21 protein-coding genes are annotated in these 20,537 nt (G+C 42.7%); 17 read left to right on the top strand and 4 right to left on the bottom strand.

Going from position 1 to position 20,537, the window contains the following annotated elements:
* Positions 1-41 precede the first annotated feature (41 nt).
* From LH29_RS21800 to LH29_RS21785, 4 genes are all read right to left on the bottom strand, one after another.
* Positions 42-1,385, bottom strand: a complete 1,344-nt coding sequence (locus tag LH29_RS21800; RefSeq protein ID WP_045033463.1) for a dihydroorotase — start codon at positions 1,383-1,385, stop codon at positions 42-44.
* A 107-nt stretch (positions 1,386-1,492) separates the two neighbouring features.
* Positions 1,493-2,104, bottom strand: coding sequence for a hypothetical protein (locus LH29_RS21795; RefSeq protein WP_045033462.1), 612 nt, complete (start codon positions 2,102-2,104; stop codon positions 1,493-1,495).
* A complete protein-coding gene (locus LH29_RS21790) occupies positions 2,094-2,609 on the bottom strand; it encodes an RNA polymerase sigma factor (RefSeq protein WP_052671171.1) in 516 nt (171 codons plus the stop codon). The genes LH29_RS21795 and LH29_RS21790 overlap by 11 nt, the downstream gene beginning before the upstream one ends.
* 126 nt (positions 2,610-2,735) lie before the next feature.
* Positions 2,736-3,470 (bottom strand): polyprenol monophosphomannose synthase, encoded by a 735-nt coding sequence (locus LH29_RS21785; protein ID WP_045033461.1) that lies wholly within the window; start codon positions 3,468-3,470, stop codon positions 2,736-2,738.
* 247 nt (positions 3,471-3,717) lie between these two features.
* Between LH29_RS21785 and LH29_RS21780 the strand changes: the two genes are divergently transcribed.
* From LH29_RS21780 to modC, 17 genes are all read left to right on the top strand, one after another.
* Entirely contained in the window at positions 3,718-5,274 is a 1,557-nt protein-coding gene (locus tag LH29_RS21780) for a sigma-54-dependent Fis family transcriptional regulator (RefSeq protein WP_045033460.1), read from the top strand.
* Between the two features lie 73 nt (positions 5,275-5,347).
* Positions 5,348-5,815: a GNAT family N-acetyltransferase gene (locus LH29_RS24145; protein WP_052671170.1), complete on the top strand. Its 468-nt coding sequence runs from the start codon at positions 5,348-5,350 to the stop codon at positions 5,813-5,815.
* A 364-nt stretch (positions 5,816-6,179) separates the two neighbouring features.
* A complete protein-coding gene (nifH, locus tag LH29_RS21770; RefSeq protein WP_045033459.1) occupies positions 6,180-7,004 on the top strand; it encodes a nitrogenase iron protein in 825 nt (274 codons plus the stop codon).
* A gap of 32 nt (positions 7,005-7,036) precedes the next feature.
* On the top strand, positions 7,037-7,363 hold the full coding sequence (locus LH29_RS21765) for a P-II family nitrogen regulator (protein ID WP_045033458.1): 327 nt from the start codon (positions 7,037-7,039) through the stop codon (positions 7,361-7,363).
* An 18-nt stretch (positions 7,364-7,381) separates the two neighbouring features.
* Positions 7,382-7,756 (top strand): P-II family nitrogen regulator, encoded by a 375-nt coding sequence (locus tag LH29_RS21760; RefSeq protein WP_045033457.1) that lies wholly within the window; start codon positions 7,382-7,384, stop codon positions 7,754-7,756.
* A 16-nt stretch (positions 7,757-7,772) separates the two neighbouring features.
* Entirely contained in the window at positions 7,773-9,404 is a 1,632-nt protein-coding gene (gene nifD / locus LH29_RS21755; RefSeq protein WP_045033456.1) for a nitrogenase molybdenum-iron protein alpha chain, read from the top strand.
* 139 nt (positions 9,405-9,543) lie between these two features.
* Positions 9,544-10,926, top strand: a complete 1,383-nt coding sequence (gene nifK, locus LH29_RS21750) for a nitrogenase molybdenum-iron protein subunit beta (RefSeq protein WP_045033455.1) — start codon at positions 9,544-9,546, stop codon at positions 10,924-10,926.
* A gap of 173 nt (positions 10,927-11,099) precedes the next feature.
* Entirely contained in the window at positions 11,100-12,428 is a 1,329-nt protein-coding gene (gene nifE / locus LH29_RS21745; protein WP_045033454.1) for a nitrogenase iron-molybdenum cofactor biosynthesis protein NifE, read from the top strand.
* 98 nt (positions 12,429-12,526) lie between these two features.
* Positions 12,527-13,933, top strand: coding sequence for a nitrogenase component 1 (locus tag LH29_RS21740; RefSeq protein WP_045033453.1), 1,407 nt, complete (start codon positions 12,527-12,529; stop codon positions 13,931-13,933).
* Between the two features lie 82 nt (positions 13,934-14,015).
* Complete coding sequence (locus LH29_RS21735; RefSeq protein ID WP_045033576.1) at positions 14,016-15,275, top strand: radical SAM protein; 1,260 nt, start codon at positions 14,016-14,018, stop codon at positions 15,273-15,275.
* 167 nt (positions 15,276-15,442) lie between these two features.
* The gene (locus LH29_RS21730) at positions 15,443-15,784 is read left to right on the top strand and encodes a NifB/NifX family molybdenum-iron cluster-binding protein (protein WP_045033452.1); all 342 of its coding nucleotides are present in this window, start codon (positions 15,443-15,445) and stop codon (positions 15,782-15,784) included.
* A 194-nt stretch (positions 15,785-15,978) separates the two neighbouring features.
* Complete coding sequence (locus LH29_RS21725) at positions 15,979-16,284, top strand: (2Fe-2S) ferredoxin domain-containing protein (RefSeq protein WP_045033451.1); 306 nt, start codon at positions 15,979-15,981, stop codon at positions 16,282-16,284.
* Between the two features lie 219 nt (positions 16,285-16,503).
* The gene (locus tag LH29_RS21720; protein WP_045033450.1) at positions 16,504-17,628 is read left to right on the top strand and encodes a homocitrate synthase/isopropylmalate synthase family protein; all 1,125 of its coding nucleotides are present in this window, start codon (positions 16,504-16,506) and stop codon (positions 17,626-17,628) included.
* A 66-nt stretch (positions 17,629-17,694) separates the two neighbouring features.
* A complete protein-coding gene (locus LH29_RS21715) occupies positions 17,695-18,087 on the top strand; it encodes a HEPN domain-containing protein (RefSeq protein ID WP_045033449.1) in 393 nt (130 codons plus the stop codon).
* Between the two features lie 95 nt (positions 18,088-18,182).
* Positions 18,183-18,950, top strand: a complete 768-nt coding sequence (modA, locus tag LH29_RS21710; RefSeq protein WP_052671169.1) for a molybdate ABC transporter substrate-binding protein — start codon at positions 18,183-18,185, stop codon at positions 18,948-18,950.
* Positions 18,943-19,644, top strand: coding sequence for a molybdate ABC transporter permease subunit (modB, locus tag LH29_RS21705; RefSeq protein ID WP_045033448.1), 702 nt, complete (start codon positions 18,943-18,945; stop codon positions 19,642-19,644). The genes modA and modB overlap by 8 nt, the downstream gene beginning before the upstream one ends.
* A partial coding sequence (gene modC, locus LH29_RS21700) for a molybdenum ABC transporter ATP-binding protein (RefSeq protein ID WP_045033447.1) occupies positions 19,641-20,537 on the top strand: 897 nt, incomplete at its 3' end. The genes modB and modC, both read left to right, overlap by 4 nt.

The raw sequence follows: 20,537 nt of genomic DNA, 5'->3' as shown, positions 1-20,537 counted from the left end.
TTAGGTTTACCCTGGGGAATATTTTAGAATGATTCTACGGACTAGTAATTAAACGTAACTGCCTGTCCGTAATTTGGATGAATGATCCGGTTATTGTCGTACACTTTCAACCCATTTACAAAAGTGCTTACTACCTGATTCGAAAACTCAGTACGCTCAAATGGCGCCCAACCACATTTGTATAGAATATTCTCGGGTGCAACAATCCAGCTCTTATTCGGATCAACCAAAACAAGGTCGGCAAAATAGCCTTCGCGAATGTAGCCTCGTTTGTTTACGCGGAAAAGATCGGCCGGTGCATGGCACATTTTTTCAATCACTTTTTCTACGGAGATGAATCCTTTTTTGCTCAGTTCGAGCATGGCAACCAACGAGTGCTGAACCAGAGGGCCGCCGGACGGAGCTTTAAAGTAAGAGTTATTCTTCTCCTCTAAAGTATGTGGTGCATGGTCGGTGGCAATCACATCAATTTTGTCGGCCAGCAAGGCTTCCCAAAGTGCCACTTTATCTTTCTCGCATTTTACTGAAGGATTCCATTTTATGCGTGTTCCGTAATCGATATAGTCGCGCTCGTCGAACCACAGGTGATGAACACAAACTTCGGCTGTAATTTTTTTATCACTTACTCTCCCCGGCGAGAAAAGACTCATCTCTTTTGCCGACGAAAGGTGCAGAATATGCAAACGTGTATCAAATTTCGATGCCAGTTCAACCGCTTTCGACGACGATTTATAACAAGCTTCGTCGCTGCGAATGTGGCAGTGGCGCGAAATGGGTACGTTTTCGCCGTAACGCTGACGCGCAATTTCGGTGTTGGCTTTTATGGTTGCTTCGTCTTCGCAGTGGGTGGCAACCAAAGTTGGAGCATTTTTAAAAATCTCCGATAAGGTTGCATCGTCGTCAACCAACATATTTCCGGTTGAAGAGCCCATAAAAACTTTTATCCCACACACTTTTGTCGGATCGGTTTTTAGCACTTCATCAAGATTGTCGTTGGTGGCACCCATGTAAAACGAATAGTTAACTGCCGAAACTTCAGCAGCCCTGTCGAATTTTTTTTGCAATTCTTCTTGCGTAACGGCTTGCGGATTGGTGTTGGGCATTTCCATGTAGGTGGTAACACCACCGGCAGCTGCAGCTTTACTTTCTGTGGCTATTTCGCCTTTGTGGGTTAAGCCCGGCTCGCGAAAGTGAACCTGGTCGTCAATTGCTCCGGGTATCAACAAAAGCCCTGTCGCATCAATAACCTCCGTATGGCTGGTATCAAAATCGGCGGGGACTGTGTGAGGAAAGACTTTTTCTATTTTTTCACCGTCAATTAAAACACTTCCTTTAAATTTTAATCCCTCGTTTACTATCGTTGCGTCTTTAATCAGCGTTTTCATTTCCCCTCGATTTTTGATTTATAACAAAGTTACTAAAATACGCCGAGACCCTTCCTGTCTGTACACCACGAAATTTTAGTAACCCTTTGCCAAACGTTGAGTCTGGCTTATTGTTCAAATTCGAGGAGCATTGCTTCGATTTTTTTTAGAATTGCTTCTTTCTTTTTTGTCCATTCCCGTTTGCCCATATAAAATCCAATTCCCAGTAAACACCAGAATGCAGCCTGAAAAAGAAAAACGCCGGTTAGGATATTGAGGTTGCCAAAATGATTTGAGACAGAGAATGTGGCTCCTGCATTTACAAACAATAAAACCGGAACTAGCCAAATTTGCTGTTTGTTCCAGAATAAATAACTCTTTCGGGCATTTTGTAGAAATTGTTTTTGCGAATCGAGAAAGCTGGAGCGTTTTATTTCGCTAAAACGTTTACGCGAAAGAACGGACAGAATAACAAATGCGATTATAAAACAAGTTCCTGCGATGCGGTTTCTAATTGTCAAATCCGGATCAGTATTTATTATAAATATGCCCAAATAGCCTACTGCACCAATTGCGTATAAAATATACATTCGTTTGTATTTTCTTTTGGCGTCTGCCTCTTGAGTTTGCAGTATATTCAGAAATGAAGTGTTTTGTTCTTCATTTCCTAAAAAGCCATCGGTATTTTTAGTCGGCGATTTTAGTTCTTTATATTTTTTTGATAGTGCTTCAAAGTTCATTTTTCTGTTCCTCCATCATTTGTTTTAATTTCTTTTTTATCCGATGAAATTTTACCCTGACATTACCTTCCGATATTCCTGTGATTTCTGCAATTTTTGCATGGTCCAGACCTTCCAATACCAAACTGATGATCGATTTTTCGAGAACGGGAAGCCGGTTGATTGTATCGAACATGATTTTTATTTCTTTCTCCAGAATCGTTTTTCTAGCCAGTTTTGCATCTTCATCTGAAAGAATATCCTGTTTTATTTCCTGGCAGCGTTTGTCGTTGTTGTTTTGCAGCCGGCAATAATTAATGGCGGTGTTAATCGATATTCTATAAATCCATGTGTTTACATGACTTTCATTTCTGAACGAACCGAGGTTTTTCCAAACGTTGGTGAATATTTCCTGAAACAAATCGTCGCGGTTCTGGCTGCTTTGCACATACGAACAACAGATGCGGAAAACACGGTCTTTATTCTCCTCGAAAAGCTGTTTAAACTGTATTTCTTTGGTATTCATTTTTTTGTCTTTCTAATTGCTTAGACAAACCATCCCGAATATGTTACAGCTGAATTATAAATTAAGGTACAAAAAAAGACTGCACGCGGCAGCCTTTATTTATCTTTAATCATTCGACGTTAATCCTTAATTCTTCCTTTCGTATTTTCGAAAGAAGCTGTGTAATTTCATTTTCAAAACGCCCCAAAGTGCTTCGTTAAAAATTCCACCGCTCATTTTCGATGTTCCTTCCTGGCGGTCGGTAAACACAATCGACACTTCTTTGATATTAAAGCCAAATTTGTGGGCCGTAAATTTCATTTCAATCTGGAACCCGTAACCGATCAGTTTTATTTCGTCGAGGTCGATGGTTTCCAGCACTTCACGTTTCCAGCATACAAATCCTGCGGTGGTGTCGCGCACATTCATTCCGGTAACAATACGCACATACATCGATGCAAAATACGACATCAGCACACGGCCAAGGGGCCAGTTAACCACATTTATTCCTGTAATATAGCGCGAACCAACAGCCACATCGGCACCGTTGTCGATAGCATCAAAAAGCCTGAGCAGATCATCAGGGTTGTGCGAAAAATCGCAGTCCATTTCGCAAATTGCCTCATAACCTCTTTCCAGTGCCCACTTAAAACCGGAAATATAAGCTGTGCCCAAACCCAATTTCCCTTTTCTTTCCAGAATATGGAGTTGCCCCGGGAATTCGTTCATAAGGCCTTTAACAATGTCAGCTGTTCCATCAGGCGAATTATCTTCTACAATCAGCAAATGAAAAGGCTTTTCCAAAGAGAACACCTTGCGGATCATCTTTTCAACGTTTTCCTTTTCGTTATAGGTTGGAATGATTACTAAATTCTTTGACACTTTTCTGGAGTATTTGAATATAGTAACGAAAATACGGTTTTTGGATGAATTCCAAATCGTTTGGCAATCATTAATTCCGATGGTGCATTAATGTTAGTTTGATAAAATAGATGGCTGGTGGCTTTCTAAATGGTATGCAAAAGATTAATAAAGTGTTAAAATGATTGAAAAGAAATCGAAATGATTACATATATCTGTTTTATTAGTGAAATTTGCTGGAGTTGAATAGGTGTATAATAGCTTTTCTATGGAAATTAAATGCAGAAAGGGCGGTGAAGAATGTTATGGTCTGAGTGAAATGACGCTGCTTTTTGATATAAGTCAGCGATTAATTCAGAGCAAACAATTCAAAAATGACTTGAATACCATTGTTAAAATGGTGGCAGAGTACCTTGGTGCCGAACGCTGTTTTTTAACCATTTTAAACCGCGAGGATGAACATATTTATATGGAAGCCGCTTATGGTGTAAATACCAGCCAGCAGGCTCGGGCGAAATATAAACTGGGCGAAGGAATCATTGGGAAAGTGGTTGAAATGGCGCGGCCTGTTGTGGTTGAAAAGATATCTAAGTCATCGTTGTTTTTGAACCGTACAAACCAGGAGCTTTACAAAGACGGTAAAGAACTAACTTTTGTGTGTGTGCCGGTTATTGATGAAGGAAGAGTTACCGGAACATTGAGTTTTGCCCGTGTTTATAATCCGTACATCAGTGTTGATGAGGGTACACGACTACTGTCTATTATCGGTTCGATGGTGATACGCGCCACTTTACACCGCCAGGAAAGACTGGAAGAACTGGAGACGCTGAAGCAAAAAAACCTGGAGCTGGAAAGCAAGATATCGGGGCAAAAGCACATGAATATGATCGGGAACTCGGGGAAAATGCGCGATGTATTTTCGTTGGTTCAAATGGTTGGAAAAACCAGTTCAACCGTTCTTATTCGTGGAGAAAGTGGTGTGGGTAAGGAACTGGTGGCCGATGCCATTCACGAAGCCAGTACCCGGAAAGGAAAAAACTTTATAAAAGTAAACTGCTCGGCCTTGCCCGAATCGTTAATTGAGAGCGAGTTGTTCGGACACGAAAAAGGAGCGTTTACAGGTGCCGATACGCAGCGCAAAGGTCGTTTTGAGCTGGCCAACGGCGGCACTATTTTCCTGGATGAGATTGGTGATATCCCCTTGTCGACACAGGTGAAACTTTTGCGGATGATCCAGCAGCGCGAGTTTGAGCGGGTAGGAGGTACGCAAACCATTAAGTCGGATGTGCGGATTATCTGTGCAACCAACCGGAAATTGGAAGAAATGATCGAAAACGAAGAGTTTCGCGAAGATTTGTATTACCGGATTAATGTATTTCCGATTTATATTCCGTCGTTGCGCGAGCGCCGCGATGATATTCCTCAGCTGGTTGATCATTTTATTGGCAAATTCAACAAAGAGAACCAAACAAAAATTAAACGAATTACCACTTCTGCGCTCGATATGCTGATGGTGTACAAATGGCCGGGTAACATTCGCGAGCTGGAAAACTGTATTGAGCGGGCGTGTATTTTAAGTACCGATAATGTGATTCACAGTTACAATTTACCACCGTCGTTGCAAACAGCTCATTCGTCGAATACTAGCTCGAAAGGCGGCATGATGTATACCGTTGAGCAGGTGGAGAAACAATTGATTCGCGATGCACTAACATCAACAAAAGGAAATATTACCAAAGCTGCCGAGGAGTTAAGAATAACCGAACGGATGCTGGGCACGCGCTTGAAAAAATACGAAATTGATGCGTGGAGGTACAAAGTTTAATGCGAGAATGCTTAAATTCGTTAATGCTTAAATATTAACGCATTGAAGCAATTAATCATTAAAGCATTGTGATATGGAAAAGAAACTCATTCAGGTTGATTTGCAAAATCCCGTTCATTGCGAGCAGGTGGTTCATCTTTTAAATGATTACATGGAAGATGAGATGGGAATTCGCGAATCGATGCCCGAAGGTCTTGGCCCCAAAATTATTGAAGGCCTGAGACGGCATTCGGCATACATGGGTTTTTTTGTTTGTATTGGCGACAATTTTGCAGGGCTGGCCAATTGCAACCTGAATTTTTCAACCTGGAAAGCCAGTCCGCTAATTAATATCCACGATTTAATTGTATCGCCTCACTTCCGGCAGCAGGGAGTTGGCCTGTTTCTGCTAAAAGGCATTGAAAAGTATGCCGAAGAAAACGGATACTGCCGCATAAACCTCGAAGTGCGTCACGATAATTTTAAAGCCCAAAACCTATACCGCAAGGCCGGATTTAAGGAATGCGAACCCAATAATTTCTTCTGGGAAAATCAATTATAGATAATAAGTAATTTCAGTTGGTATAAAGGATGACATCTTTTTAAAAAGATGTCATCCTTTTTTGTACATATTCATTTCCTACCAAAATGTAGGTTACCTCAATGTTAACACCCCGAATGCCCTTTAAACATGGGCTTCTTAAAATTTTCCACCTTATTGTGTGTATTACGGTTTCATCCTACAAAAATGTAGGATTAATCCTCATGAATGTTGCTGGGAATAAAATTTTCAATATTTTTTTAGTTGCAGATAATCAATGCATTAGGCGTGGTTTGAATTCGAAAAATATGTTGTCGAGCATGTTTTTTGGCATCGTTATGGCACTAAGGAAAGCAAACGATTTAAACTTAAAAATACAAGAATCATGAGAAAGATTGCAATTTATGGAAAGGGAGGAATTGGTAAATCAACCACAACCCAGAATACTGTAGCAGGATTAGTTGAAGCAGGTAAAAATGTAAAAGTAGTGGGTTGCGACCCTAAAGCTGACTCGACCCGATTATTGTTGGGTGGTTTGGCTCAGAAAACAGTGTTGGATACACTTCGCGAAGAAGGCGAAGATGTAGAGTTGGAAGACATTGTAAAAGTAGGATACGGCGGTGTTCGTTGTGTTGAATCAGGTGGTCCTGAGCCAGGTGTAGGATGTGCCGGTCGTGGTATCATTACTTCAATTAACATGCTGGAGCAGTTGGGTGCATGGGACGAAAAATTCCAACTGGATTACACTTTCTACGATGTACTTGGTGACGTTGTTTGTGGTGGTTTTGCCATGCCAATCCGCGAAGGTAAAGCCGAAGAAATTTACATTGTAGTATCGGGCGAGATGATGGCAATGTATGCTGCCAACAACATCTGTAAAGGTATTAAGAAATATGCTCAGGCAGGTGGTGTTCGTTTAGGCGGATTGATCTGTAACTCTCGTAAAGTAGATAACGAATCAGCAATGATTGAAGAGTTGGCTAAGCGTTTGGGAACTCAAATGATTCACTTCGTACCTCGCGACAACATGGTTCAGCGTGCTGAGATTAACCGTAAAACAGTTATCGATTACGAACCAAATCATCCACAGGCAGATGAGTATCGCGCTCTTGCAAAAGCCATCGATGAAAACGAATTATTCGTAATTCCGGAGCCACTGGAAATCGAGGAATTAGAGAAATTATTAATCGATTTCGGTATCGCCAGCTAATTAAGTATTAACCCATTAAAGAATTTGTAGTTATGTTAATGATAAGAGCTATTATACGCCCAGAGAAATCAAGTAAAGTACTGAAAGCCCTGTTCGAGGCCGGTTACATTGCCGTTACAAAAATCCCTGTTGTGGGACGTGGTAAACAACGCGGTATTAAAATCGGTGATGTTACCTACGATGAACTTCCGAAAGAGATGTTGATCATGGTAATTAAAGACGAAGACAAAGATTTTGCAATCAGCACCATTATGGAAGCTGCCCGCTCGGAGCCAAAAGGAGCATTTGGTGATGGAAAAATATTTGTGACCTCGGTAGAAGAGGCCTACACCATTAGCCGTGGAACAAAAGAATTATAATCTTAAAACTGTACGACTATGAAGATGGTATTGGCGATCATCAGGATCGATAAAATGAATGCAACTAAACGGGCTCTTACCGCAGCCGGAATCACTTCGATGACGGCAACCGGAAAAGTTTTCGGACGCGGAAAAGGTTTTTGGGATGCGCAGGTTCTGGAAGGTGCAAAGCAGGATATGCCTGAAGCACTTACCCACCTCGGAAAAGAACCCAGACTGAGACCTCAGCGTGTACTAAACATTGCGGTTTCCGACCACAATGTACAGTTAACGATTGATACGATTATCGAAGTGAATCAGACACCGGCTCCCGGCGACGGAAAAATATTTGTTCTTCCGTTGGATGATACCTACAGGGTTCGTACGGGTGAAACGGGTACAACAATCCTTTAATTAAAAAGACAAAATTATGCCTAATAAAATAGATTATACAAACGGATTGCCCGATCCTTCGAAGCTGAAGGAAGAGATTCTGGCAAAATATCCGCGAAAAGTAGCCAAGAAAAGGTCGAAAGGAATGGTGATCAATGATCCTGCCCAGAGCCAGGAAATTGGTGCTAACATTAGAACGATTCCGGGTATTATCACGCAGCGCGGGTGTACATATGCAGGATGTAAGGGTGTGGTTTTAGGACCTACAAGCGACATCATCAACCTGGTACACGGCCCGATTGGTTGTAGTTTTTATGCCTGGTTAACCCGGCGTAACCAAACCCGACCTGCTGAAGGTGAGCCCAACTTTATGACTTACGCCTTTTCTACCGATATGCAGGACGAGAACATCGTTTTTGGTGGCGAAGCAAAATTGAAAGACGCAATTCGCGAAGCTTACGATATGTTTAAACCAACTTCAATCGGTATTTTCTCAACTTGTCCGGTTGGTTTGATTGGTGACGACGTTCACGCTGTTGCCCGCGATATGAAAGCTGAACTTGGAATTAACATATTTGGATTTAGCTGCGAAGGTTACCGTGGAGTATCACAGTCGGCTGGTCACCACATTGCCAACAACGGAATTTTCAAACACGTTGTAGGTAACACCGAGCGCGAGCGTACCGGTAAATTCCAGGTGAACCTGATGGGTGAGTACAACATTGGTGGTGATGCTTTCGAAATTGAACGGATTTTCGAGGAATGTGGTCTTACTCTGCTATCAACATATAGTGGTAACTCAACCGTTGAAAGTTTTGCCTACTCGCACACTGCCGACCTTAACATGGTAATGTGTCACCGTTCAATCAACTACATCGCCGAGATGATGGAAGAGAAATACGGTATTCCGTGGATTAAAGTAAACTTCATTGGTGCTGATTCTACTGCAAAATCGTTACGCAAAATAGCCGATTACTTTGGAGATGAGGAATTATCTGCAAAAGTTGAAGAGGTTATCGAACGCGAGCAGTTGAAAGTTAAAGCCGTTGCCGCAGCTGTTAAACCAAAAGTTGAAGGTAAACTGGCAATGATGTTCGTAGGTGGATCGCGTGCACACCACTACCAGGATCTGTTTACCGAACTGGGTGTTCGTGTAGTTTCTGCAGGATACGAGTTTGCTCACCGAGACGATTACGAAGGACGTGAAGTAATTCCGAACATTAAAATCGACGCCGATACACGTAACATCGAAGATCTTGTGGTTAGCAAAGACGAAGAAAATTTCCGCGACGATCTGGTTGCAAAAAAAGCTGAGCTGGAAGCCAAAGGATACGAGTTTAAAGAATACAAAGGTATGATGCCTGATATGCAGAAAAACTCGCTGGTAATCGACGATGTAAACCACTGGGAAACTGAAAAGCTGATCGAGTTCTACAAACCTGATCTTTTCTGTGCAGGTATTAAAGAGAAATATGTGGTACAGAAATATGGTGTGCCATTAAAACAGCTTCACTCTTACGACTACGGTGGTCCTTACGCTGCCTTTGGCGGTGCAATAAATTTCTACAAAGAAATGGAACGTATGCTGGCTACCGATATCTGGAAACTGGTTGATGCACCCTGGAAGAACGAGCCGGAGATTGTTGGAAGTGTAACCGTTGACGCTTAGTGAGACTATGATTTTGGGAGTCTGAAGACGACTGAAAATCATTAAGTCGAACGAGTCCCGGCAACGGAGTTCGTCGGGGCATAAACGGATTCTTGGATTCCCATAAATCGATAATCAATAATCATTAAAAATTGAAATCATGTTATTACGACATACAACAAGCGAAGTAAAAGAAAGAAAAGCACTAACGGTTAACCCGGCAAAAACCTGCCAGCCGGTTGGTGCCATGTACGCTGCTCTTGGAGTACACGGTTGTTTACCACACAGTCACGGTTCGCAAGGCTGCTGTTCATACCACAGAAGTACTTTAACAAGACACTATAAAGAGCCTGTAATGGCTGCAACAAGTTCATTCACCGAAGGATCATCAGTGTTTGGTGGACAAGCTAACCTGCTGCAGGCGATCGATAATATTTTTGGAATTTACGATCCTGATATCATTGCCGTTCACTCAACTTGTTTATCAGAAACAATTGGCGACGACCTTGGACAGATCGTTAAAAAAGCACAGGACGATGGAAAAATTCCTGAAGGAAAATTCGTTGTTCAGGCTTCAACCCCGAGTTATGTTGGATCGCACGTTACCGGTTATGCAAATATGCTGGAGGCATTCGTAAAATATTTTTCGTTTAAAACAGACGAAAAATTACGTCAGGTAAACATGCTATCGGGTTGGGTTGAACCATCGGATATGCGCGAGCTGAAACGTATTGCCGGTTTAATGAAACTGAAAACAGTTCTGCTGCCCGATACTTCAGACGTTTTGGATACACCAATGGACGGAACATATAAAATGTACCCGAAAGGCGGAACAACACGCGAAGAAATTGTAAGCATGGGCGACAGTATGAAAACTGTAGCAATGGGAGAGTGGGCAACAAAAAGTGCAGCTGTTGCGCTCGACAACAAATGTAAAGTTCCGTTTGAATTGACTGACGTGCCAATCGGTTTAAAAGCAACCGATCGTTTTATCCAGGCACTTTCCACTGCCGGAAAAGTATCCATTCCTGAATGTATTGCTGAAGAGCGTGGTAAGCTGGTTGACGTGATCACCGATATGCACCAATACCTGTATGGTAAGCGTGTTGCCCTTTGGGGAGATCCTGATACTTTGTTGCCAATGATCGAGTTTTTGGTTGACATGGATATGAAACCCGTTTATGTGGTTTCCGGAACACCGGGTAAAAAATTCTCGGCACGTGCAATGGAAATTCTGGAAGCTAAAGTTCCTGAAGCCAAAGTTCGCAACGGAGCTTCTGCCGATATGTTCCTGATGCACCAATGGATTAAGGAAGAGCCTGTTGACTTGCTGATTGGTAACACCTACGGTAAATACATTGCTCGCGACGAAGGTATTCCATTCGTTCGTTCAGGATTCCCGATCATTGATCGTATTGGCCACAGTTATTTTCCAACTGTAGGTTATCTGGGTGGTATCCGTATTCTTGAGCGCATGCTTAGTGCGATTATGGATAAAATCGATGCTACGTCTCCTGAAGAGTCGTTCGAATTGACAATGTAGTTGCAATATAATTCAAAAATCATTTCGAGGTGAGTGCAGCTGAGTCGCTCTCAGCTGTACTTCACCCGAAATAAATGGCACTACATAAAAAGAATCAGAGATAATAAATAAGAATTGTAATTACGATAAAACCTGCTTGCAGGCAACTTCGTCCATCTTTTAACTTTTGAATTATGAGCAACTATCTAAAAGATCGCGAAAGCCAAATCCTGACAAAAGGAAACGACGCTGCAGAAATTTCCTGCGACAAAAAAAGTCTGGCAGGGTCAGTTTCGCAACGAGCCTGTGTGTTTTGCGGATCGCGTGTGGTGCTTTATCCAATTGCCGATGCGCTGCACGTTATTCACGGACCGGTTGGTTGCGCTTCTTATACCTGGGATATTCGTGGTTCGCTTTCATCGGGACCACAGTTACACCGCCTGAGTTTTACCACCGATTTAAAAGAAAGAGACGTGGTTTTTGGCGGCGAAAAGAAATTGTATCACGCCCTTATAGAATTAATCGACAAACATCAGCCAAAAGCTGCCTTTGTTTTTTCAACCTGTATAATCGGAGTTATTGGCGACGACGTTGAAGCCGTTTGCCGCCAGGTTACAAAAGAAAAAGGCATCGACGTTATTCCGGTAATGTCGGAAGGTTTTAACGGCACCAAAAAAGACGGCTACAAAATAGCTTGTGGCGCACTTTCAAAATTAGTTGGAACAAACAACGACTACACACCATCAAAATATTCAATCAACATTCTTGGCGACTTTAACCTTGCAGGCGAGTTGTGGATTTTGGCTGAATATTACAAAAAACTGGGTGTTGAAATTATTTCGTGCATGACCGGCGATGGTCGTGTTGAACAGATTCGTCGCGCACATAAAGCCTCGTTGAACGTGGTTCAGTGTTCGGGATCGATTATGCACCTGGCCAAAGAGATGAAGGAAAAATACGACATTCCTTTTATGAAAGTTTCCTATTTCGGAATCGAAGACATGTCGGAAGCGTTGTACGAAGTGGCCAAGTTTTTCAAAGATGATGAAATGATGGCTAAGGCCCGCGAACTGGTTACCAACGAAATCTCAAAACTGTTGCCGGCGCTGCAACCTTACCGCCAAAAGCTGGAAGGCAAAAAGGCAGCCATTTATGTAGGTGGAGCTTTTAAAGCCATCTCGCTGGTAAAAGCATTGCGTTTGCTGGGCATGAAAACAGTGGTTGTTGGCTCGCAAACCGGAAATGCAGAAGACTATAAACTACTAAAAGACTTGTGTGATGAGGGAACCATCATTGTTGATGATTCCAATCCAAATGAACTTTCTGAATTTGTGAAGCTAACCGGTGCCAACCTGTTTATCGGCGGCGTAAAAGAGCGCCCGATTGCCCATAAACTCGGCCTTGGTTTTTGCGATCACAACCACGAAAGAAAAGAAGCACTGGCCGGTTATGTCGGCATGATGAATTTTGCGAAAGAAGTTTACGCCTCGGTTACAAGCCCGGTGTGGAAATTCGTAAAGTGATACCAGCACAAATCGGTTAGTTACAGGCCGTGATTGTGTTTTTAGAAAGGGGGGACCCTTTAATGAATCGGAAAAAATATTGAATAAAAACAAATCGGATGTTTGAACTCAATTCAGTACCAAAAGCAAAAGAAAATTACAAGGCAACACAAAATGCCTGTAAACTTTGTTCGCCGCTGGGAGCCAGCGTTGCCTACAAAGGTTTTAAAGGCTGTGTTCCGCTAATTCACGGCTCGCAAGGCTGCGCAACTTACATTCGCCGCTACCTGATTTCGCATTACAAAGAGCCCATCGACATTGCCTCGTCGAATTTTACCGAAGATGCTACGATTTTTGGTGGCGACGAAAACTTCAAACTGGCTGTCCTTAATATTATCAATCAATATAAACCGGAAATTATCGGTATTGCCTCAACCTGTTTGAGCGAAACTATTGGCGACGATGTTAGCCTTTTCCTGCACCATTTTCTGGAGAAGCATCCTGAAATCGACACTGATTTTGTAATGGCTTCAACACCCAGTTACCAGGGAACGCACATCGACGGATTTCACGAAGCGGTTTCCAGCGTAGTTAAACGTTACGCCCAAAAAGGCCTTTCGCAAGAGCATGTAAATCTCTTTCCCGGTTTTGTCTCAACCGAAGATTTGCGCTTGCTGAAAGAAATTATGGCCGACTTTTCGTTGGAGCACATTATGATGCCCGATTATTCTGAAAGCCTCGACAACCCGGTTTGGGATACTTATCACCGGATTCCGGAAGGAGGAACGGCAAAAGAGGATGTCGTAAAAAGTGGTTCTGCCAAAGCCAGTATCGAATTTGGTACTATCCTGAACAAAGGAAAATTATCAGGCCGGGTAAAAAGCAAACAATTGTCGAACACCGGGGCACAATTCCTGAAAAACGAAATGGATGTACCGTTGGTAAATATCCCAATGCCCATTGGTATTACTCAAACCGATGCCTTTTTCGAGGAGCTAAAAACTCTTTCGGGCAACGAAATTCCTGAGAAATATACCAAACAACGCGGTCGCCTAGTAGATGCCTATGTTGATGCACATAAATACACCTTTGGCAAACGGGCAGTGGTGTATGGCGAAGAAGATTTTGTGGTTGCCATGGCTGCTTTCCTGGATGAAATAGGAATTGAACTGGCGCTTGTTGCCACAGGCGGCGAAAGCGGCATGTTGGAGAATGAAATAAAAAAATATTGTCCTGAGAATAAAGATAAAGTGGTGGTTCGCGAAGGATACGATTTTGAAAGTATCCGCGATTGGAGCCTCGAAAATAAACCTGACATACTGATCGGGCACAGCAAAGGCTACTACATCGCCCGCGAGCTTAATATTCCGATCGTTCGTGTGGGTTTCCCGGTTCACGATCGTGTGGGCGGACAACGTATAAAACACCTTGGTTATTCAGGTACGCAGGAACTATTCGATAAAGTAGTGAATGCACTAATTGACCACAAACAAAGCATTTCGCCGGTAGGCTATAAATATATGTAGTAACAGAAATGAGTAACTGGTATTGAGTAGCGAATATTGCTTGCAGCTTGAGGCCAGAGGCTCGAAACTAAAAAGGAAAGTTATGATCGACATTAAAACACATCCCTGTTTCAATAAAGATGCAAAAGGCAAATATGCCCGCGTGCATCTCCCGGTGGCACCGCAATGTAATATTCACTGTAATTATTGCAAACGCGATTACGATTGCGTAAACGAAAGCCGCCCTGGTGTTACCAGCGAAGTACTATCGCCTGAGCAGGCACTTGCCTACACCATCAGGTTAAAAGAAAAAATGCCGCATTTGTCGGTTGTGGGAATTGCCGGCCCCGGCGATCCGTTCGCCAATCCGATTCAAACCATGACAACACTTCGGTTGATTCGAAAAGAATTTCCTGAAATGATCCTTTGTCTTTCGTCAAACGGGCTGAATGTATTGCCGTATGTTGATGAATTAAAGGAACTGGAAGTTAGCCACGTTACCATTACACTGAACGGAACCGAGACAAAAACATTATCGCAATTGTATAAATGGGTGCGTTTCGAAAAGCGCGGATATTTTGGAGAACAGGCAGCTGAAATTCTGCTGCGGAACCAGATGGAAGCAATCCGTGCATTAAAACGTGCAGGTATTACCGTAAAAATCAACTCGATTGTAGTGCCCGGAATCAATGACAATGTGATTGTTGATATCGCCAAAAAAATGAAAGAGATGGAAGTGGATATTATGAATACCATTCCGCTCTACCCGGTTGAAGGAACTCCTTTCGAGGATTTCGAAGAGCCTTCGCCAAAACGAATGAAAGAACTACAGAACGGGATTAAAGAATATTTACCACCGATGACGCACTGTGCCCGTTGCCGTGCCGATGCTGTTGGATTGCTGGGACAAGACGATGCAGAAGCAAAACAAATTTTGTCGGAAGTGTCGAACCTGTCGGTGAATGTTGACAAAACAAAACCATACGTAGCGGTTGCAAGTCACGAGGGATTGTTGGTAAACCAGCACCTTGGAGAGGCATCGCAGCTCTATATTTTTAGAGAAACGCCAAATGGCTATCGTTTGGTGGAGCAACGTGCAACCCCAAAACCCGGAGCCGGAAATAGCCGTTGGGCAGTACTGGCTGATGTGATAGATGATTGCAGGGCCTTGTTGGTTGGCGGAATCGGACCATCGCCATCGTCGATTATTGGCCGGGCAGGAATCAAAATCGTTGAAATGACCGGTTTGATCGATGAGGGATTGGATGCCGTTTACAAAGGCAAAGAACTCCGGACACTGAAAAAAGCCGATGTTTTTAAATGCGGATCAGAATGTTCAGGTAAAGGAACCGGTTGCGGTTAAAGCTCTGAAAGGGCGCAACCTTAATAGCCCGGGGCGGCGCCCCGGGAGAGATATAAGGTACGAAAGCGCGCTCCACGTTCCGGTCTGGATTAAAGAGGAAAAGTTCTTTGGAGCGCAAGTAAGAGCAGCTTGAAAAAAGAAAGAATACGGTATAATATTAATTAGTGATGAGAATAGCAGTAACAACAAGTAACGGAGAAAAGGTAGATCAGCATTTTGGAAAAGCTACCCGCTTTGATGTGTACGACGTGGATGGCGACGAAATGAAACTCGTGGAAACACGCGAAGTTACATCGTATTGCAGCGCAGGAGGCCAACCTGTTGCCGATCATAAATTTTCATCCGATCGATTTTCAACAGTAAAAGAAAAATTGGAGGATTGCGAAAAACTGTACACCATGCAAATTGGTGAAAAGCCAAAGGAGCAATTCGATATAATTGGAATAGCAGTACAAACCTGCACCTGTTCGGTGGATAAAATTCCCGGCTGTAGCGGAAAATGTAAATAATAATAAATAAAAAGTATAACGCATCGGAGGTGTTCTTTTCTCCCCTTCAGGGGAGATCCCGATTCATCGGGAGAGGGGCGACTTTCGACTAAAGAAATCAATTATGAAACGAGCGAATAATAGAATTCTTTTATAGAAAAATTATTCCTAGCGAGTTACATCGAATACAAATAAAAACTTTAAATAATAATGAGATGAAAAAACCAGAATTTCACATTTTAGTATGCAACTCGTACCGGGTTGCCGGCGATGCACAAGGTTATTGTAACAAAAACGGTTCATCCGATTTAATTCAATATATAATGGAAGAATGTAACGACCGCGGCATGGACGTCGCGGTCTCTTCCACCGCTTGTTTAAACGTGTGCTCTCAGGGGCCTGTAATGGTTATTCACCCAAATAACTATTGGTACGGAGGAATTAATGAAGAAAAAATCGACGAAATTTTAGATGCACTGGAGGAGGGGGAGGCCGTTGAGGATTATCTCATAAGCGAGTAAGTTAAACTGCGTACTCAATTGTTTTTCCCCTCTTATCCAATTGTTTTTCAGAGTGAGCCTTGGTGAAGCTTTGAAAAGACAATGGATAATGCCGATAGATGTTTGAAAATAAACTCTCATCGGTATAACCAGAACTAATCAAACTTCAACTTGTATAGTATTCCCGGCTTGTGCCGGGGGTACTTTTATCGGATTGAAAACCAATAACAATTATATATTATGAAGGATGAGAAGTTCCCATATTTGATCGACACTACGCTGCGTGACGGAGAACAAGCTCCGGGTGTAGTATTTTCATTGAAAGAGAAACTCGAAATTGCTCAAAAGCTTGATGAAATTGGAGTACCGGAACTGGAAATCGGAACTCCGGCCATGGGCGAAAAAGAGCAGAGCGACATTCATTGTTTGATCAACCAGGGATTTTCCTTCGCTTCTACCTGCTGGTGCAGGGCAACTTTCAACGATTTGGAAGCTGCCCTGGCTACAGGAGCAAACAGGGTCAATCTTTCGTTCCCTGTTTCCGACATACAACTTGAAACGCTTGGGAAGTCGCGCGATTGGGTGCGAAAAAACCTTCCTGGGATAGTGAATTTTGCCACGAACCATTTCGAATTTGTGGCCGTTGGTGCGCAGGATGCTTCACGTGCCGATTACGATTTCCTTAAAGAATACATCTATCTAACAACATTATACGGAGCCAAACGTGTGCGCATTGCCGACACGGTTGGAATTCTGAATCCTCTTTCTACACAGAACTTGTTTTCCCGTTTAAGCAGTGATTTTGCTGATGTAGATTTTGAATTTCACGGACACAACGATTTGGGAATGGCAACGGCGAACCACGTTGTGGCATTACAATCGGGCGCACAAAGTGTGAGTCTTACGGTAAACGGTTTAGGAGAACGGGCCGGAAATGCCTGCTTGGAAGAAGTGGCATTTGCCCTGAAATATTCCTGTGGCTATGATTTTAATTTTGAAGGTGAAAAGATGGTTCAGCTTTCGAAACTGGTGGAACAGGCTTCAGAACGAAAGTTGGCACTATCGAAACCCGTGTCGGGAGAACTGGTTTTCTCGCACGAATCCGGAATTCACTGCCGCAGCCTAAAAGAAAATCCACTTTCATACCAGCCTTTTAATCCGACCGAAATTGGACGACAAACCGAGTTGGTAATCGGAAAACACTCGGGAATGGGCGCAGTTGACGAGATGCTGCAAAGGCGAAATATATTCCTTCCAAAAAACGAACTGGCCATTCTTGTCTCTAAAATCAAAAAGCTGTCGACCGAGTTAAAGCGCGACCTGCATTTCAACGAGGTGAAAAACCTGATTTCGTCGAATATTTAATTCAGGAGGCTAAAAACATCTACAACATAATAATACAACAAGGTTGAATAACTAAAATTTGAAATTATGGCAAACTGGACAAAGTACATGGATGAGGCCGACAGCTACGCAAAAGCAGCAGTTGGTTCGTACAAAAAAGAAAAATTGGGAAGCCTGGTAGTATATAATGTATTAAGCATGGCAGTGGAAAACTATCTGACGGCTTTGTGTGTAAGTACCGGCGAACTGCCCGAGCATTCGGGAATAACATCCATGTTAAGGCAGGTTGGTAAGAAAATGGAAATTCCTGAAGAGTTTCTTGTGGAGGCACGGTTTCTCAATCGCTTTATGAATTTCTGCTCGCTGGAAGTGCTGGAAACACTTGAACCAACACGCGAAGAGTTGTCGAGAATGCTCGATTTTACCAATGCATTGAAAGAATATTGTAATGCAGCACTAGTTGAAGAAGAGTCCGTTTAGTATTTTTCAGGACTGCTTTAGAAGCGAATGGTACTTTTAATAATAGCATCTTTACTTTTTGATGCTACAATTTGCCTAACTTTAGCAGTCGAATAATGAGCAGAAAAGCATTACTATATATATTAATAGTATTCCTGTTTTTTGGATGTGCCCAAAAATCGCAGAAAAAGCAATCGACAGAACTGTTGGTTTTCAGTGGAGCCGGGTTGACAAATGTTGTCTCTGAGCTGGCTGAAATCTACAAAACAGAAAATGACGTCGACATCAAACTGAATTTTGCTTCGTCGGGAACATTGGCCCGGCAGATTGAACAGGGTGCACGGCCTTCAGTTTATATTTCTGCCAATGAAAAATGGGTAGACTACCTTATAAATCTCGATTTGGCGGTTCCCGAATCAAAAGAGAAAGTTGTTGGAACATCCCTTGCAGTAATCGTTCCTTCCGATAGCGAAACGGATACCATTACATTTTTGGATCATTTCCCGAAGAAGTTTAATGGACGCCTATCAATTGGCGATCCGAAACATGTTCCTGCCGGCGACTATGCATGGAAAGCAATCGAGAGCGGTGGTTATGCTGATGCCTTATCCGATCGGATCTTGCCTGCAAAAGATGTGCGTTCGGCATTAATGGTGGTCGAATTAGGCGAAGTGGAAATGGGCATTGTATACAAAACGGACGCGTTAAAATCAAAAAAAGTAAAGATCGTTTCCATTGTTCCCGATGAGCTGCATCCGACAATTGGATTTTATGCTTCCATTTTAAAGAACAAAAACAACGAACAAACCAGGCTTTTTTATAATTTTCTGACCTCGAATGAAGCAAAAGACATCTGGATAAAACACGGATTTAAGATTGAGTGAACTTTTCAAATATACAGCAAGCGAGTGGTCGGCAATACAATTATCGTTATATGTTGCGTTAATTTGTGCTGTTATAACCTTGCCGCTGGCCATAGCCGTAGGCTGGTTTCTGGCCCGCAAAAAGTTTTTCGGCAAGTCGGTGCTTGAAGGAATCATCCATTTACCGCTGGTTTTACCTCCCATTACAACAGGTTATTTATTATTACTGGTTTTCGGAAACCGCGGAGTTATCGGAAAATTCTTTTACGAAACGTTCGGAATTCAAATTGCCTTTTCTTTTTATGCGGCGGTAATCGCTGCCATTTTTGTGTCGTTCCCGTTGGTAACACGCTCCATTCGTTTATCCATTGAGCTGGTCGACCAGAAACTGGAAGAAGCTGCACGCACTTTGGGAGCATCCAACCTTCGGGTGTTTTTTACCATCACACTGCCGTTGGCATTGCCCGGTGTAATAAGCGGATTCATTCTTTCGTTTGCAAGAAGTCTTGGCGAATTTGGTGCAACCATTTCATTTGCCGGAAACATCGAAGGTAAGACACAAACACTTCCGCTGGCCATATTTTCTGAAATGCAGGTTCCGGGACAAGAAGCTTCAACCATGCGTCTGGTTGTGGTATCTGTTATATTATCACTGTTCGCAATGATCGCTGCCGAGTTCTTAAACAAACGTGTAATTAAAAGTAAAACGGCATGACTCCGGCATTGAGTTTTCATATAAAACTGCAGCGAAAGGATTTTACGCTCGATGTAAAAGCTGATATCCCAAATGGTATTACCGGTATCTTCGGACCATCGGGTCATGGAAAAACCAGTTTGCTGAATTCTATCGCCGGAATTGTTACGCCCGATTCAGGTTATATTCATCTGAATGGCGACACACTTCTCGATTCGAATAAAAAGGTAAATGTTAAGATCAGGCAGCGTAGGGTAGGTTATGTTTTTCAGGACGAGCGACTTTTTCCACACTATACTATAAAGAAGAACCTGTTGTATGGCGAAAAGAATCCTGATCCGGAACTTTTCGATGAGGTGGTCGAAACGTTGCAGATCGCACATTTATTAAATAAGAAACCCGAACAATGTTCCGGAGGAGAAAAACAACGGGCGGCAATCGGACGTGCCATTATCAGTGGTTCGAAAATATTGTTGATGGACGAGCCGTTTTCGGCACTCGATGTAAACCTGCGTCGCGAAATAATTCCGTATCTAAACCGGGTGCATCAGAAATTCTCGCTCCCTATATTAATAGTAAGCCACGATCTTCCCGACCTTTTAAGTCTTACCGATAATTTGTTGCTGCTTAAAAATGGACAGTTACTAGGGCACGGAAAGTTTACTGATTTGTTGGATCGACCTGAGAATTTGGAGTTGATGCACGAGTCGGGCTGGTACAATGTAATGCACTTGACGGTATTTGCGCACCTCGAATCGAAGAATATGGTTCTGCTGAAAAGCAATAAAAGCAACCTGCAGATACAGGCGCTCACCCAAACTATTGGAAAAGACGTAGAGGTAAACCAGGAATTAAAAGTCCTGATCAAGCCGGAAAGTATCGCTTTATCAAAAGAGCCGGTGCAAAATATCTCA

The organism is Draconibacterium sediminis (genome assembly GCF_000949475.1).
In the GTDB taxonomy this organism is placed as follows: Bacteria; Bacteroidota; Bacteroidia; order Bacteroidales; family Prolixibacteraceae; genus Draconibacterium; species Draconibacterium sediminis.
Note: the sequence above shows the minus strand (reverse complement) of the source record. Positions and strands in the feature narration are given on the sequence as shown.